Source organism: Bosea sp. 685 (assembly GCF_031884435.1).
Classification (GTDB): Bacteria; Pseudomonadota; Alphaproteobacteria; order Rhizobiales; family Beijerinckiaceae; genus Allobosea.
In genome coordinates, this window is record NZ_CP134779.1 from 481,476 (window position 1) to 496,082 (window position 14,607).

Sequence of the window (14,607 nt, forward strand, 5' to 3'; positions counted from 1 at the left end):
TCCTTCTTTATCTCCAGAAGGTAGCGAGACCTTGATCACAAGAAAATCATATGAGATCATATTTCAATGATTTCATTTTGAAATGAAACTCACATGAAAGCGCTCGATCTCGAAGCTGTGCAGGCCTTCATCCTGATCGCCGATCTGAAGAGCTTCACCCGCGCCGCCGAGACGCTGGAGACGACGCAATCGGCCGTGAGCCTGAAGATCAAACGGCTGGAGGACAGGCTCGGGCGGCGCCTGTTCGACCGGACGCCGCGCCTCGTGCGGCTGTCGGCGGAGGGCAATAGCTTTCTCGATGCGGCCCGCAAGCTGATCGCGGCCCATCAGGGCGCGCTGGGCTCCTTCGCGGTCCAGCAGCGGCGGTTGGTCGTCGGCATCAGCCACCATATCGTCGGCTCGGAATTGCCTGCTTTGCTGCGCCGCATGAAGGACGCGGAGCCCGGCCTCGTGATCGAAATGCGCCTCGCCTCGTCGCGGCAGACCCTCGATGATTTCGATCGCGGTGCGCTGGATGCGGCGATCGTGCTGCGCCATGACAACAAGCGTCGTGATGGCGACGTCATCTTCGAGGAGGCGTTTGGATGGATGGCGGCGCCCGATTTCGCCCATCACGCGGGCGAGCCGCTGCGGCTTGCTACCCAGGCCGAGCCCTGCAGCGTCCGCAGCATGGCGGTGTCCGCGCTGGCAGAGGCCGGCGTGCCATGGACGGAGGTTTTCGTCGGTGGCGGCATCGCGACGATCGGGGCCGCGGTCTCGGCCGGCCTTGCCGTCGCGGCGCTCGGCCGGCGTGTCGCTCCCCCTGGTACGGTGGATGTCGGCAGGCCGCTTGATCTGCCGCCGCTCCCGGCGCGGGATGTGGTGCTTTATGCCAATGTCGCAGGCGCACAGGCGCGCGCCTCGCTGCGAAATTTCGTCGCCGTCATTCGCGCCTCGGCGGGTGCGCCGATGGCGTCACGGAAACCGTAGAGCCGCCGCCTGAACTCGGAATCTCCCGGTCATTCCGGACTCAGGCCTGCGGCCTGCCCCGGAATGACGGATGGATCCGACAGAGGCTCAGGCCATGTACTGCCCGCCATTGACCGCGAAGGTCGCGCCCGTCGCGAAGGCGCCGTTATCGGAGGCGAGGAAGACGACCATCTGGGCGATTTCCTCCGGCTTGCCGAGGCGGCCGACCGGGATGCCGGCGACGACACGCTTCAGGGCTTCCTCGGGCATCGCCGCGACCATGTCGGTACCGATATAGCCTGGCGTGATCGCGTTGACGGTGATGCCCTTATTGGCGTTCTCCTGGGCGAGCGCCTTGACGAAGCCGATATCGCCGGCCTTGGCGGCGGAGTAGTTGACCTGGCCCATCTGGCCCTTCTGGCCGTTGATCGAGGAGATCACGATGATGCGGCCGAAATTGCGGGCGCGCATGCCCTCGATCACGGGACGCGTCATGTTGAACAGCGAATCGAGATTGGTGCGGATGACGGCCGACCACTGATCCTTGGTCATCTTGTGGAAGAAGCCGTCGCGGGTGATGCCGGCGTTGTTGACCAGGATGTCGATGGGGCCGAGTTCGGCCTCGACGGTGGCGATGCCCGCGGCGCAGGCGTCATAGTCGCCAACATCCCATTTATAGACCGGGATGCCGGTCTCGGCCTTGAAGGCGGCCGCCGCCTCGTCATTGCCGGCATAGCTCGCCGCGACCTTGTGGCCGGCCTCCTTCAAGGCCTTGCTGATCGCCGCGCCGATGCCGCGCGTGCCCCCTGTGACCAAAGCGACCTTCGTCATTCCTGTCTCCTCCCTCATGGCGGCGTGAGCGCCGCGCTATTGTTCTGCAAGCTTCATGTCGGGCGAATAGGGCCCGTCGACATCCTTGATGATCGCCTGCCCGCAGACCACGCGTCCTTGCGTTGCGTCAAAGGTCAGGGTCGGGTGCCCGTAGAGCACCCAGCCCTGGCTCAGAGCCTCCGAGACCCGATGACAGAACGCGGCGTCATCAGGCCCGGTGAGATAGCGGTAGAGCGTCGTCTGCCTCGCCATGCGCAGGGCTCAACGCTCGACCGCGAGCGCCACGCCCATGCCGCCGCCGATGCACAGCGTCGCCAAGCCCTTCTTGGCGTCGCGCTTGGCCATTTCGTGCAGCAGCGTCACCAGCACGCGCGCGCCGGACGCGCCGATCGGATGGCCGATCGCGATCGCGCCGCCATTGACGTTGACGATGTCGGTATTCCAGCCGAGGTCCTTGTTGACCGCCAGCGCCTGCGCCGCGAAGGCCTCGTTGGCCTCGACGAGATCGAGATCACCGATGCTCCAGCCGGCTCGCTCCAGAGCCTTGCGCGTCGCCGGGATCGGACCCGAACCCATGATCGCCGGGTCGACGCCTGCGGTCGCCCAGGAGGCGATGCGGGCGAGCGGGGTCAGGCCGCGCCTGGCGGCTTCCTTGGCGCTCATCAGCACGAGCGCGGCGGCGCCGTCATTGAGGCCCGAGGCGTTGCCGGCGGTGACGGTGCCCTCCTTCGAGAAGGCGGGGCGCAGCTTGGCCATGGCTTCGATCGTCGCGCCATGGCGAGGATATTCGTCGTCGGAGACGATGATGTCGCCCTTGCGGCCGGCAATGGTGAAGGGAACGATCTCGTCCTTGAAGCGGCCGGCCTTCTGGGCGGCCTCGGCCTTGTTCTGCGAACCGACGGCGAACTTGTCCTGTTCCTCGCGGCTGATCTGCCATTTGGTCGCGACGTTCTCGGCGGTGGTGCCCATATGGTAGCCGTGGAAGGCGTCCCAGAGCCCGTCCTTGATCATCGTGTCGATGAACTTCATGTCGCCCATCTTGGTGCCGTTGCGCAGATGCGCGCCGTGCTGGGACATCGACATCGATTCCTGGCCGCCGGCGACGATGATGTCGGCATCGCCATTGACGATCTGCTGCAGGCCGATCGCTACTGCGCGCAGGCCGGAGCCGCAAAGCTGGTTGAGGCCCCAGGCGGTCGCCTCCTGCGGGATGCCCGCCGCCATCGCGGCCTGGCGGGCCGGGTTCTGGCCCTGACCGGCGGTCAGGATCTGGCCCATGATGACCTCGTCGACCTCGGCCCCTTCGACCTTGGCGCGGGCGAGCGCTTCCTTGATCGCGGCGGCGCCGAGCTCATGGGCGGGAGTATTGGCGAAGGCGCCGTTGAAGGCGCCGACGGCGGTGCGTGCTGCGCCGACGATGACGATGTCCGTATCAGCCATGGGAGAGATCCTCGCTGTTGTCGAGACGGTCCGCTCTCACGCCGGCCGCCTGGTTCGTCAGGCACCTTCGAAGCCAGCCGCGCTTGCGTCAAGTCAGGCGAAGGGAGCGCTTGTCGGGATTCTGCCGGGTCGTCACGCTCCGCCTGCCGCAAAGACGGGCAAACCGGGTCATGCTTTAGTCTTGTTTTTGCGCTGCACGCTCAAAAAACTTGCGGCAAACCACTGAGCGGCTATCGTCAGGAGGGGAGATCGTTCCGTTTGGTCCGTCGCGGGTTTCGCGGCAGGCGCCGAACCAACGTCATGTAGGGTACTGATGGCTAGCGAAAAAGAACCGACCGTCATCAAGAAATACGCCAATCGGCGGCTCTATCATACAGGCACGAGCTCTTACGTCACGTTGGAGGATCTGGCCGGCCTGGTGCGCGGCGGCGAGGATTTCGTCGTCTATGACGCGAAATCCGGCGAGGACATTACCCGCTCCGTCCTGGCCCAGATCATATTCGACGAGGAGGCTAAGGACGGGCAGAACCTGCTGCCGATCGCCTTCCTGCGCCAGCTCATCCGCTTCTATGGCGACAGCATGCAGGCGCTGGTGCCGCGCTATCTCGAATTCTCGATGGATCATCTGACCAAGGACCAGGGCCAGTTCCGCGAGCAGATGACCAAGGCCTTCACGGGCGGGGCCTTCGGCGGCGGGGCGCTCGACGCGATCCAGCAGCAGACGCGAGCCAATATGGCGCTCTTCACCGACGCGTTCCGCATGTTCAACCCCTTCGCTGCCGCGGCAGCCGCCGCCAAGGCGAAGGAAGAGGGCACTGCCGCTCCAGCCAAGGGCGACGATCTCGGCGATCTCAAGCGCGAGCTCGGCGAAATGCGTGAGCGCCTGGACAAGCTCACCAAGACGAAGTGAGCATCGGCCCGAAAAGTGGCAACCGGTTTTCGGGACGAGCCGATGCCAAATCGAGGCTCTGCAGCATCAGACCCGATACGGTATTCGGCCTGATGCTGTAGATTTCGGGCTCAGCCGGTCACGCGCTCGGGCGACCCGGCCTGGGCCTGCGGCCAGATCGCAGCCTTGCCGATCAGGTGACCCTGCAAATAGGTCACCCCCCAATCGGTCAGCATCGTCGCCTGCAATTCGTCATCGACCCATTCGGCGACGGTCTCGACGCCGAGATGGCGGGCGAGGTCGATCAGCGTGCGCACATAGAAGCGGTCGTCGGTCGAGCGGCGCAGATTTTGGGTGAAGGCGCCGTCGAGCTTGAGGATGTCGATCGGGAAGGCGCGCAGGTGCCGCAGCGAGGTGTGGCCCGCGCCGAAATCGTCGATCGCAATGCGGGCGCCCTGATCCTTGATCTGGCCCAACAGCTTGGTGATCCGCACGGGATCCTCGATCGTCGCCGTCTCCGTGACCTCGACGATCAGGCGCTTGGCCACGCCGCGCGCGGCATTGGTGCAGGCGAGGAAGGCGTCGAGCCATTCCGGATCGGCGAGCGAGCGCGGCGAGACATTGACCGAGAGCGACAGGCCAGGATCGCCCACGAGCATATCGACCGCGAGCTCGAGGACGCGATGGTCGAACAGGCGGATCAGGCCGCGCCGCTCCAGTAGAGGAATCAGCTCCGCAGGAGCGAAGAAGAGGCCATTATCGCCCTGGCCGACCCGCAGCAGAGCTTCATGGAAGGCGATGTCGCGCTGGCGGGCGCGGACGATCGGCTGCAGCGCGAGTTGCACGCGCCGTTCGTTCAGGGCGGCCACGGCCTGCAGGTCAAAACCCTGCCGCGCCACGGCGGGCTCGTGCATGTCGCTGCGTTTTGCGATGACGGCGGCGTCGATCGCGCCGGCCTTGGCATTGGCGAGCGCGTTCTCGGCGCCCGCGACCAGGGTTCCGGCATGGGTCGAGAGGTTGGGAGCAATCGCTGCACCGACGCGCAGGCGCACCAGGGCGATGCCGCGCGCGGTCTCGATGGCTGATTGGGCCACTGCCTTGATGAAGCGACGCGCCGCCGCCTCGACCTGATTCTGCGGGCAGCCGGTGAGCAGGATGGCGAAGCGGTTGCCGGAATAGCGCACGAGATGGTCGCGCCGGCGCATGACCGAGCGCAGGCGTTCCTGCACCACGCCGATGATCTCGTCGGTTGCCTCATGGCCGAAATCGTCGTTGAGGCGGGTCAGTTCGTCGATCGCCGCGATGAGCACGACGACGACGCGCTCGGCCGGCAGATGCTCGGCCAGGGCCTGTTCGACGCGCTCGACCAATGAGGTGCGGTCGCAGAGTTCGCCATTGCTGGCGTTGAGCTCGTCGGGCTTCACCGCGCGCTCCAGGCGCAGCACGCCGCGCGCGCTGGCGGGGCGGCCATCGACGCCGGCGAACCAGCGGCCGGCGTCCTCGATCCACATCTTGCGGCCGGCGAGGTCGGCGGCGTAGCGGGTGCGGTAGACCACGCCCTCGCCCTGGTCCTGGCCACTGGCGGAGAAGATCGCATCGTAGCGGCTGCGCCCGCTACCGGGCTCGACCAGGCCGGCGAAGGAGAGGCCGCGACTCATGACGGCGTCGGAGACGCCGGCGAGGACTTCATGCGCATTGGGCCCCCAGCTCAGGGCGTCATGGACGATGTCCCAGGTGTAGACGACCTCGCCGATCGACGAGAGCAGGCTGCGCGGATCGATGCGGCAGTCGTCGCGGGGGCTGAGGATCGACGGCGAGGGCATCGGACGGGGGCCTCAATGGGGCTGCTCGAACGATGCGGATCGATGCCGTCTCGTCTTGGCCCGGGCGGATCAGGAAATGTCTCGAAACGATGCGGCTTTCAGCCTTAACGCGCCGTTAAGTTTGGCTGCGGCTTTGCAAATTCAGCTCCGATGCTGGCCCAATGTTTCGGAGCGGGACATGACGGATTTCGACGATCATAGCCACAGTCGGGCCCCGTTCGCAGCCGATTCCGCATCCGATCTCGCCATGGTGCTGCTGCAGCTCGCGGCCTGCCGGGCCGAGATCGGTCCCTTCGCCCGGTCCGGGCGGGAGACGCCGCGCGAGGCGGCGCGCGTCTATGAGGCGGCCCAGACCGCCAAGGCGACCACGATTTTCAGGGACCGCAGGCCGGTGCGCCTCTAGAGCAGGATGCGAAAAAGCGGGAACCGGTTTTTCTCATCCTGCTCTAACTCCTTGATGAAAGCCGGATGAGTTCGTATTCCAAAGAAAAAGCCGGCCTCGCGGCCGGCTTGTTTCGTTAGCGTCGAGCACGAGGCCCGGCGCTGGGCCTTGAGGCGATCAGGCCTCGGCCTTGACCTTCAGGACCTGGCGGCCGCGATACATGCCGCTCTTCAGATCGACATGGTGCGGGCGGCGCAGTTCGCCGGAGTTCTTGTCTTCGATATAGGTGGGCTGCTTCAGCGCGTCGGCCGAGCGGCGCATGCCACGCTTCGACGGCGACGTCTTTCTCTTCGGAACGGCCATAGTAATCTCCATCGTGCCGCCGTCCGGAAGCGCTTGGCTCAAGGCCGCGCTGCCGTCACGACGACGGATCAATCTCGTGAGGCGTTGCCCATACACGCTGCGGCGCGCGCTGGCTAGAGCGGGATGCGAAAAAGTCGCAAGCCAGCCTGTGAATTTGACTCCACAGCCTCCCGATCAGTCCATGTCCTCCTCGCCCTCGGGCACCGCGCAGCTGGCGAGCGCGCCCAATTGCCCGACGCGTCGCTGCACGCGCGCCGCCCCTGCCTGCAGGCTGCGGCTCGGCCGGCCGGGGTCGCGGGCGCTCGGGTTCGGCAGGGCGGCGGCGAGCCTGGAGGCTTCAGACCCGGTCAGCCCCGCCGCTGATTTCTTGAAATAGCGCTGGGCCGCGGCTTCCGCGCCGAACAACCCGTCGCCCCATTCGGCGACGTTGAGATAGACCTCGATGACGCGCTGCTTCGGCCAGGCGAGGTCGATCGCCAGCGCCAGCGGGATTTCCAGCGCCTTGCGGATGTAGGAGCGGCCGGGCCAGAGGAAGATGTTCTTGGCGGTCTGCATGGTCAGGGTCGAGGCGCCTCGGCTGGGCCCGTCCTCATCGTCGAGCACCGTGTTGAGCTCGATCCAGTCGACGCCGGAATGGGCGCAGAAGCGCTGGTCCTCGGCGGCGATCACGGAACGGATCAGGGCCGACGAGATCTGGTCGAGCGGCACCCATTGCCGTTCGACCGGCTGCAGGGTCAGCCAGCGCGCGATCATCAGCGTCGATGGCGCCGGGATGAAGCGATAGAGCAGGAGGCCGAGCACCAGCAGGATCAGCAGGCCCAGGACGAGCCGGCCGATCCAGCGAATCAGGCGCGCGAAAAACCCGCGCCGCGCCGTCCGCTCTCCTGCCGCCATGCCCTTACGCCCCCTTGGCTTGCTGTCCCCTGGCTTGACGGTGCCGGCCGGCTCCGGCAATCGAGGCTCTCATCACTTGGTGAGGGCAGGCTTCATGCGAGACACCGGTTGCCGCCGTCCCGCATCCCGCGCTCACGGCGAATGCGAGATCCGCGCATGAGTTCCGCCCTGCCCATCGCCGAGACCGGCGACCTTGCCTCCAGCCTCGCACGGACGGCGCAGGCGATCGAGTCCCTGTTGGACGCGCTGCTGTCGGCTGCGCCACGCGAGAGCGAGATCGCCCGGCCGGAGCCCTTGCTCTCGGCCATGCGCCATGGCGCGCTCGGCGGCGGCAAGCGGCTGCGGCCCTTCCTGACGGTCGAGACCGCGCGGCTCTTACGTGGCGATGCTGGCCAGGCGCTGCGGGCGGGCGCGGCGGTCGAGCTCGTGCACTGCTACTCGCTGGTCCATGACGACCTGCCTGCGATGGACGATGACGATACACGCCGCGGCCGGCCGACCGTGCACAAGGCCTATGACGAGGCGACTGCGATCCTGGCCGGCGACAGCCTGCTGACGCTGGCCTTCGATGTGATGGCGGATGAGGCGACGCATCCTTCGGGCGAGGTCCGCGCGGCGCTCGTGCTGGCCTTGGCGCGCGCCTCGGGGCTGGGCGGCATGGCGGGCGGGCAGATGCTCGACCTTGCGGCGGAGGGGCGCTTCGACGGCGGCCAGCCGCGCAGCCTCACCGAGGCCGAGATCCGCCGGCTGCAGGCAATGAAGACCGGCGCTCTGCTGGCGGCGAGCGTCGAGATCGGTGCGCTGATCGCAGGCGCTGCGCCCGAGGCACGCGCCGCGCTGATCGGCTACGGCCGGGCGCTGGGCGCCGCCTTCCAGGTGGCTGACGACATCCTCGACATCGAGGCCACGCCCGAGGCGCTCGGCAAGGCGACGGCGAAGGACCAGGACAAGGGCAAGGCGACGCTGGTTTCCGTGTTGGGGCTGGACGCGGCGAAGCGCGAGCGCGACCGCTTGAGCGCCGACGCGATTGCGGCGCTGGCCGGCTTCGGGCCGGAGGCGAACACCTTGCGCGCGGCGGCGCGCTTCGCGGCTGAGCGGAAAAGCTAGGGTCGCAGGCGCGGCCCGGAATGACGGCGAGCTGCCGTCAGAACGCGAAGGGTTCTAGCGCCAGCGGCCGAAGGCGTCGGCCAGGGTCTGGCTGCCCGGGAAACCCTTTTCGAAGGTCAGGATACCGCGCTTGCCCGAGGCGAAGCGGATCGGCACGTCGATCCAGTTGCGGTTCAAGATCAGATCGAGATTGCGCTCGACCTCCACGGGCACGTTCGACAGGGCCGCGACGAAGAGGTTCTCGCCAAGCGCCGAGTTGATCGCCGACAAGGGCGCGCCGCGCTCGTTCTCGTCAGTCTTGAACTGCGGTACGCCGACCTCGCGAATGGCCTCCGGCGCCGTCGTGCCCGTACTGGTGAAGCGCAGGCCGATGATGTGCGAGGCCGGAAAGGCCGTATCGGTATTGCGGCGGATGGTGAAGTCGAGTCCGATGCCGGCCTCCGGCACCTCGATCGTGGCGCGCACGATCGTCTCGACCGGCCGGCCGGGTCCAGCGCTCTCGCTGTCCAGCCGCCAGAAGACACGGCCGTTCAGGGCGCGCGGCTGCTGCGGGCTCTCGGCGACCTCGGTGTAGAGGATGGCGCGCTGTGCGACGGCGACCTCGCTGCCCTGCGCGGGTGTGCCGGCGTTGCTGTTCGGCCGGGTCTGCGATGGCGCTCCGGCATCGCCGACGCGGTCGTTCAACTTGCCGGCAGCGTCGGGCTGCGGCGGCTGGGCCGGCGTCTCGACATGGCTGCGCGCGGTGTTCTCGGGCGGCCTGATCTTGTTGACATAATAGGCGGCGGCGGCGATCGCCGCGACCGCGATGGCGACGCCGCCGCCGACGATGGCGGTGCGGACATGGCCGGGATTGACGCGGCGTTCGCGCCGGGGTGCGACGCGGGGGCGGATCGCCTGCTGCTCGGCGACTTCCGGCAGCGGATCCTCGAAGCGCCCGTCATCCTGGTTTTGCTCGGGCTCCGGCTCCGCCCGCGTGATGGCGGCCGGAGGTGTCGTGACCTCCCTGCGGGCCGGCTCGGGCGTGACGGCAGGGCGGAAGACCGGTCCGGCCTGGGCCGGCGGCTGCGCCGGGCCCTCGCCGTAATCGGCCTCGATCTTCGCCACGGCCTCGTCGAGCGAGAGCCGCTCGCGCATGATCTCGGCCTCGCCGAGCGGTGGGTCAAGGCTGCGCAACTGCGCGACGAGCGCGGTCCTGGCGCGGTCATAGACGGCCCGCCGCGCCGCAGACGACTTGTCGGGCAACCCAGCGATTGCACGTGCCAGGATGGGATAGAAATCGGCCATTGGCCTCACTTGTCGATGTTGGCTGGTCCCGTCAACCCTCGAAGGGGTTGTGGACGAGGATGGTGTCGTCGCGTTCCGGGCTGGTCGAGAGCACCGCCACGGGCGCGCCGATCAGTTCCTCGATACGGCGGACATATTTGATCGCCTGGGCCGGCAGATCGGCCCATGAACGGGCATTCGCGGTCGAGCCTTCCCAACCTTCGATCGTCTCGTAGACGGGCTCGACGCGGGCCTGGTCGCTCTGTCCGGCGGGCAGGTGCTCGAGCAGCTCGCCATTGAGCTTGTAGCCGGTGCAGACCTTGATCTCCGTGAAGCCGTCGAGGATGTCGAGCTTGGTCAAGGCGATGCCGTCGATGCCCGAGGTCTTCACCGTCTGGCGGACCAGGCAGGCGTCGAACCAGCCGCAGCGGCGCTTGCGCCCGGTGACGACGCCGAATTCCTTGCCCTTCTGGCCGATCAGTTCGCCGGTCTCGTCGAAGAGTTCGGTCGGGAAGGGGCCTTCACCGACGCGGGTCGTATAGGCCTTGGCGATGCCCAGCACATAGCCGACCGCGGAGGGGCCGAGCCCCGAGCCGGTCGCGGCCTGACCGGCGACGATGTTGGAGGAGGTCACGAAGGGGTAGGTGCCGTGGTCGACATCGAGCAGGGCGCCTTGGGCACCCTCGAACAGGATGCGCTTGCCGGCGCGACGCTCCGAATCGAGCAATGCCCAGACGGTGTCGGCATAGGGCAGGATCTGCGGCGCTATGGTCGTGAGCTGCGTCAGCAACTCCGCTCCGTCGACCTCGGCGATGCCCAGGCCCCGCCGCAGCGCATTGTGATGCGCGAGCAGGCGCTCGATCTTGGCCTCGAGGATCGCGGGATCCTTCAGGTCGATGACGCGGATGGCGCGGCGGCCGACCTTGTCCTCATAGGCCGGGCCGATGCCGCGCTTGGTCGTGCCGATCTTGAGACCGGCATTCGAGGTCTCGCGGAAATGGTCGAGCTCGCGATGCAGCGGCAGGATCAGGGTCGCGTTGTCGGCGACGCGCAGGTTCTCGGGGCTGATCGCGACGCCCTGCTTGCGCAGCCGCTCGATCTCTTCGACCAGATGCCAGGGATCGACGACGACGCCGTTGCCGATGACCGAGAGCTTGCCTGGCCGCACGATGCCCGAGGGCAGCAGCGAGAGCTTGTAGACATTGCCGTCGATGACGAGGGTATGCCCGGCATTATGGCCGCCTTGAAAGCGCACCACGACATCGGCTTGGCTCGACAGCCAGTCGACGATCTTGCCCTTGCCCTCGTCGCCCCACTGGGCGCCGACCACCACCACATTTGCCATGGTCCAGGTGTCCTGCTGTCTTGCCTGTTTGATCCCACGCAAGCGCCGCGCACATGAAAAACCCCGGCGCAAGACCGGGGTTTGTAAGGCAGGTTCTTGCAGGCCCTCATGAGGCAACACTGCGGCGAGGTCAAGGCTGTGCATATCCTACGTCGCCGGCGGCGGGGTTCGTGGCGGCGTCAGGCGCCCGGTGGCACAGGCTCCGGTATCGCTCAGCCCGGCAGCGAACGGCGCATATAGGCGCGCGGCGGGGTTCCCAGGCGGCGCGTGAACATCGTGGTGAAGGCGGCGACATTGTCATAGCCCGCCAGCATGGCGATCTGCGTCACCGGAGCGCCGGCGGCGAGCTTCGGCAGGCAGGCGAACAGGCAGGCCTGCTGGCGCCATGCCGCGAAGCTGAGGCCGGTTTCGCGCAGGAAGAAACGCGTGAAGGTGCGCCGGCTCATCGCCAGCCTGTCGGCCCACTGGTCGAGGCGCAGATGGGCCGAGGGCGCTTCCATGAAAGCCCGGCACAGCACCGAGAGCCGGGCGTCGGTGGGGAAGGGCAGGCCGAGCGGCCGGGGCGCCAGGGTCGTGACCTCCTCGGCGAGCAAATCGAGCACCAGTTGCGATTTGCGGCCCTCCACCCCGGCGTCATGCAGGCGAATCGCCTCGATGATCAGGCTGCGAACGAGCTGCGTGACCGCGAGCACCTGCAGGAAACGCTTGGCGAGCGCATCGTCGCCGGGCAGCAGATAAACCGAGCGCATGCTGACATCGCTCATCATCTCGACGGAATGTTCGAGGCGAGGCGGGATCAGCAAGGCGTGGCCGGGCGGGATCATCCAGCAGCCGACCCCGGTCGCGACCAGCACGACGCCGGAGAAGACGCAAAGCAGCTGGATATGCCTGTGGCTGTGCGGCGGCACGGTGTAGCCGGCCGGATCGTCCGAGCGATGCACGATCACGGTGCTGTCGGCATGGAAGATCTTGCCGGCACTGTGCCGGTGGCTCTCGTCGAGCGCAGCGACCGTCGGCATCGGCAGCTTTGTCATATCTTTGGTTTCGTCACTACCTTGGCCCAATCGCGAAAGTTTTTGACCAAAACACGAATGAAGGTCAGCGGCAAGACCTGTAGAAGGAGCCCGGCATGGCGCGCCGAATGGCGCTGCGAACGAGGTTTCGAGATGGTTGCGGCATTTCCGGGGGCACAGCCCCGTATCGAGAAGACGACGACGTCGATCCTGCTGGCGGTGAGCTTCTGTCATCTGCTCAACGACCTGATGCAGTCGCTGCTCGCTTCGCTCTACCCGCTGTTCAAGGCGAATTACGCGCTCGATTTCGTCCAGATCGGGCTTCTGACCATGGCCTTCCAGGTCACGGCGTCGCTGCTGCAGCCGCTTGTCGGCATGGCGACGGATCGCTGGCCGATGCCCTATTCCTTGCCCGTCGGCATGGGCTCGACCTTCCTCGGGCTGATCCTGCTCGGCAATGCCGGAAATTTCACACTGCTGGTGACGGCGGCCTGCCTGATCGGGTTAGGCTCGGCGATCTTCCATCCGGAGGCGTCGCGGGTGGCCAGGCTGGGTTCCGGCGGCCGGCATGGGCTGGCGCAATCGCTCTTCCAGGTCGGTGGCAATATGGGCTCGGCGATGGGACCGCTGCTGGCTGCCTTCATCGTCCTGCCCTTCGGCCAGGGCAGCGTCGCCTGGCTCTCGGGCGTCGCGATGCTGGGCGTCGTCGTGCTCTGGCGCGTCGGGGCCTGGTATGCGGCTCATCGCAAGCAGAACGCCGGCAAGCCTGCCGCCAGCCGCGCCTTGCCGCTGCCGCAGGGGCGGGTCGCCATCGCCTTTGGCATCCTCGTGCTGCTGACCGCGACGAAGAACGTCTACATGGCCAGCATCTCCAGCTATTTCACCTTCTATGTCATCGACCAGTTCCAGCTTAGCGTGCGCGAAGCGCAGCTCATGCTGTTCCTGTTCCTGGCGGCGGCTGCGGCGGGAACCTTCCTCGGCGGGCCGATCGGCGACAGGATGGGCGCGCGCTTCGTGATCTGGTTCTCGATCCTGGGCGTCATCCCCTTCGCTTTGCTGCTGCCCTATGCCAACCTGTTCTGGACGGGTGTGCTCAGCGTGGTCATCGGGCTGATCTTCGCCTCGGCCTTCTCGGCCATCGTGGTGTTCGCGCAGGAACTGGTGCCGGGGCGCGTCGGGCTGATCGCGGGGGTGTTCTTCGGCTTCGCTTTTGGGGCCGGCGGGTTGGGGGCGGCGCTGCTCGGCAGCTTCGCGGACACGCATGGCATCGCCTTCGTCTACCGCATCTGTTCCTACCTGCCGCTGCTGGGGCTGCTCACCATCCTGCTGCCGCGCCTGCCGCGCGCGGGGTAAGGGGCCGACCGCTCTGGCTGCAGTGGCAGGCCGTCATCCGCGGCGGCTACCGCGAAGAGGGCGGCTCGCAAGAGCAGGATGCGAAAACTGGGCACCGGTTTTTCGCCTAGATCCTGCTCTCGCTTTTAGATGAGCGACGGATTCAGATCTCAGATGGGATCACTTCGTGATTCCATCTGAGATCATCCGGCTCTATGCCGACCTGTCCCTCCAGTCGCCCGGTGCTCCCGCATGAAGACGCTCGCCATCTCGACCCTGACGATCTGCGGCATCGACGAATTGCCGGCGCAGAGCGAGCGCCGCGTCACGCATGTCCTTTCCCTGCTCGACCCGGGCCTGGCGGAGCTCGACGCCTTCGGCGCCTATGGCGAGCATCACCGCGTCACCCTGCGCTTCCACGACATCCTCGGCCCCTCCCAGGGCTATACCCATCCGCAGCCGAAGCATGTCGAGGCGATCCTGGGCTTCGGCGAAAGCCTGCGGGAGGGCGTGGCCGGCCGCGTCGAGGGCCATCTCCTGGTGCATTGCCATATGGGCATTTCGCGCTCGACCGCGGCGATGCTGTCGCTGATGGCGCAAAACGACAGCGAGGCGAGCGAGGACGAATTGTTCGAGCGCCTGCGCAGCGTGCGCCCGCAAGCCTGGCCGAATTCGGTGATGATCGGCTTCGCCGACGAGCAGCTCGACCGTGGCGGGCGATTGGTCGAAGCGCTGCGCCGCCATTACGGCCACCAGCTCAAGGTCCAGCCGCAATACCAGGACTGGATGCCCCGGCTTGGCCGGCAGAGCGAGCTCGACATGGCGCTGTGAGCGCCGGTTGGCACCAGAACCACGCCGTCATTCCGGGGCTTCGCGCAGCGAGGGCGGAACCCAGAACCGATGGGCCTTGTCGCCAAAGCTCGGCTGTCGGGCGGCTTTCGTTAGCCTGCATCGGTTCTGGGTTCCGGGCTCAGGCC

Annotated in this window: 15 protein-coding genes; 6 read left to right on the forward strand and 9 right to left on the reverse strand. The window is 66.9% G+C overall.

What is annotated here, in order from left to right; all coding sequences use genetic code 11:
- Positions 1-93: 93 nt before the first annotated feature.
- Positions 94-969: a LysR family transcriptional regulator gene (locus RMR04_RS03405; protein WP_311912974.1), complete on the forward strand. Its 876-nt coding sequence runs from the start codon at positions 94-96 to the stop codon at positions 967-969.
- An 87-nt stretch (positions 970-1,056) separates the two neighbouring features.
- Here the strand turns inward: RMR04_RS03405 and phbB are convergent, their stop codons facing one another.
- The 3 genes from phbB to RMR04_RS03420 are packed head-to-tail and all read right to left on the reverse strand — an operon-like array spanning position 1,057 to position 3,219.
- A complete protein-coding gene (gene phbB, locus RMR04_RS03410) occupies positions 1,057-1,779 on the reverse strand; it encodes an acetoacetyl-CoA reductase (protein ID WP_311912975.1) in 723 nt (240 codons plus the stop codon).
- A 36-nt stretch (positions 1,780-1,815) separates the two neighbouring features.
- Positions 1,816-2,031 carry a DUF1737 domain-containing protein gene (locus RMR04_RS03415; RefSeq protein ID WP_311912976.1) on the reverse strand — a complete coding sequence of 72 codons (216 nt, stop codon included), beginning with the start codon at positions 2,029-2,031 and terminating at the stop codon, positions 1,816-1,818.
- A 9-nt stretch (positions 2,032-2,040) separates the two neighbouring features.
- Positions 2,041-3,219, reverse strand: a complete 1,179-nt coding sequence (locus tag RMR04_RS03420; RefSeq protein ID WP_311912977.1) for an acetyl-CoA C-acetyltransferase — start codon at positions 3,217-3,219, stop codon at positions 2,041-2,043.
- Between the two features lie 313 nt (positions 3,220-3,532).
- Here RMR04_RS03420 and phaR point away from each other — a divergent pair, with 313 nt between their 5' ends.
- Entirely contained in the window at positions 3,533-4,129 is a 597-nt protein-coding gene (gene phaR, locus RMR04_RS03425) for a polyhydroxyalkanoate synthesis repressor PhaR (protein WP_311912978.1), read from the forward strand.
- A 110-nt stretch (positions 4,130-4,239) separates the two neighbouring features.
- Here phaR and RMR04_RS03430 read toward each other — a convergent pair whose 3' ends face one another.
- On the reverse strand, positions 4,240-5,931 hold the full coding sequence (locus RMR04_RS03430) for a bifunctional diguanylate cyclase/phosphodiesterase (RefSeq protein WP_311912979.1): 1,692 nt from the start codon (positions 5,929-5,931) through the stop codon (positions 4,240-4,242).
- A gap of 178 nt (positions 5,932-6,109) precedes the next feature.
- Here RMR04_RS03430 and RMR04_RS03435 point away from each other — a divergent pair, with 178 nt between their 5' ends.
- Positions 6,110-6,334 carry a hypothetical protein gene (locus RMR04_RS03435; RefSeq protein WP_311912980.1) on the forward strand — a complete coding sequence of 75 codons (225 nt, stop codon included), beginning with the start codon at positions 6,110-6,112 and terminating at the stop codon, positions 6,332-6,334.
- 156 nt (positions 6,335-6,490) lie between these two features.
- Here RMR04_RS03435 and rpmF read toward each other — a convergent pair whose 3' ends face one another.
- Complete coding sequence (rpmF, locus tag RMR04_RS03440; RefSeq protein ID WP_069688448.1) at positions 6,491-6,676, reverse strand: 50S ribosomal protein L32; 186 nt, start codon at positions 6,674-6,676, stop codon at positions 6,491-6,493.
- A gap of 174 nt (positions 6,677-6,850) precedes the next feature.
- A complete protein-coding gene (gene mtgA / locus RMR04_RS03445) occupies positions 6,851-7,570 on the reverse strand; it encodes a monofunctional biosynthetic peptidoglycan transglycosylase (RefSeq protein ID WP_311912981.1) in 720 nt (239 codons plus the stop codon).
- Positions 7,571-7,726: 156 nt separating this feature from the next.
- Here mtgA and RMR04_RS03450 point away from each other — a divergent pair, with 156 nt between their 5' ends.
- On the forward strand, positions 7,727-8,677 hold the full coding sequence (locus RMR04_RS03450) for a polyprenyl synthetase family protein (protein WP_311912982.1): 951 nt from the start codon (positions 7,727-7,729) through the stop codon (positions 8,675-8,677).
- 54 nt (positions 8,678-8,731) lie between these two features.
- Here RMR04_RS03450 and RMR04_RS03455 read toward each other — a convergent pair whose 3' ends face one another.
- From RMR04_RS03455 to RMR04_RS03465, 3 genes are all read right to left on the reverse strand, one after another.
- Positions 8,732-9,961 (reverse strand): histidine kinase, encoded by a 1,230-nt coding sequence (locus RMR04_RS03455; protein ID WP_311912983.1) that lies wholly within the window; start codon positions 9,959-9,961, stop codon positions 8,732-8,734.
- Positions 9,962-9,992: 31 nt separating this feature from the next.
- Positions 9,993-11,285, reverse strand: a complete 1,293-nt coding sequence (locus RMR04_RS03460) for an adenylosuccinate synthase (RefSeq protein ID WP_311912984.1) — start codon at positions 11,283-11,285, stop codon at positions 9,993-9,995.
- Positions 11,286-11,497: 212 nt separating this feature from the next.
- Entirely contained in the window at positions 11,498-12,319 is an 822-nt protein-coding gene (locus RMR04_RS03465; RefSeq protein WP_311912985.1) for an AraC family transcriptional regulator, read from the reverse strand.
- Between the two features lie 132 nt (positions 12,320-12,451).
- Here RMR04_RS03465 and RMR04_RS03470 point away from each other — a divergent pair, with 132 nt between their 5' ends.
- Positions 12,452-13,651 carry an MFS transporter gene (locus tag RMR04_RS03470; RefSeq protein WP_311912986.1) on the forward strand — a complete coding sequence of 400 codons (1,200 nt, stop codon included), beginning with the start codon at positions 12,452-12,454 and terminating at the stop codon, positions 13,649-13,651.
- 231 nt (positions 13,652-13,882) lie between these two features.
- Positions 13,883-14,461, forward strand: coding sequence for a tyrosine phosphatase family protein (locus RMR04_RS03475; RefSeq protein WP_311912987.1), 579 nt, complete (start codon positions 13,883-13,885; stop codon positions 14,459-14,461).
- Positions 14,462-14,607 lie beyond the last annotated feature (146 nt).

Coding starts and splice junctions, on each gene's coding strand:
- RMR04_RS03405 (WP_311912974.1), top strand. CDS start 94: ATGAAAGCGCTCGATCTCGAAGCTGTGCAGGCCTTCATCCTGATCGCC.
- phbB (WP_311912975.1), bottom strand. CDS start 1,779: ATGACGAAGGTCGCTTTGGTCACAGGGGGCACGCGCGGCATCGGCGCG.
- RMR04_RS03415 (WP_311912976.1), bottom strand. CDS start 2,031: ATGGCGAGGCAGACGACGCTCTACCGCTATCTCACCGGGCCTGATGAC.
- RMR04_RS03420 (WP_311912977.1), bottom strand. CDS start 3,219: ATGGCTGATACGGACATCGTCATCGTCGGCGCAGCACGCACCGCCGTC.
- phaR (WP_311912978.1), top strand. CDS start 3,533: ATGGCTAGCGAAAAAGAACCGACCGTCATCAAGAAATACGCCAATCGG.
- RMR04_RS03430 (WP_311912979.1), bottom strand. CDS start 5,931: ATGCCCTCGCCGTCGATCCTCAGCCCCCGCGACGACTGCCGCATCGAT.
- RMR04_RS03435 (WP_311912980.1), top strand. CDS start 6,110: ATGACGGATTTCGACGATCATAGCCACAGTCGGGCCCCGTTCGCAGCC.
- rpmF (WP_069688448.1), bottom strand. CDS start 6,676: ATGGCCGTTCCGAAGAGAAAGACGTCGCCGTCGAAGCGTGGCATGCGC.
- mtgA (WP_311912981.1), bottom strand. CDS start 7,570: ATGGCGGCAGGAGAGCGGACGGCGCGGCGCGGGTTTTTCGCGCGCCTG.
- RMR04_RS03450 (WP_311912982.1), top strand. CDS start 7,727: ATGAGTTCCGCCCTGCCCATCGCCGAGACCGGCGACCTTGCCTCCAGC.
- RMR04_RS03455 (WP_311912983.1), bottom strand. CDS start 9,961: ATGGCCGATTTCTATCCCATCCTGGCACGTGCAATCGCTGGGTTGCCC.
- RMR04_RS03460 (WP_311912984.1), bottom strand. CDS start 11,285: ATGGCAAATGTGGTGGTGGTCGGCGCCCAGTGGGGCGACGAGGGCAAG.
- RMR04_RS03465 (WP_311912985.1), bottom strand. CDS start 12,319: ATGACAAAGCTGCCGATGCCGACGGTCGCTGCGCTCGACGAGAGCCAC.
- RMR04_RS03470 (WP_311912986.1), top strand. CDS start 12,452: ATGGTTGCGGCATTTCCGGGGGCACAGCCCCGTATCGAGAAGACGACG.
- RMR04_RS03475 (WP_311912987.1), top strand. CDS start 13,883: ATGAAGACGCTCGCCATCTCGACCCTGACGATCTGCGGCATCGACGAA.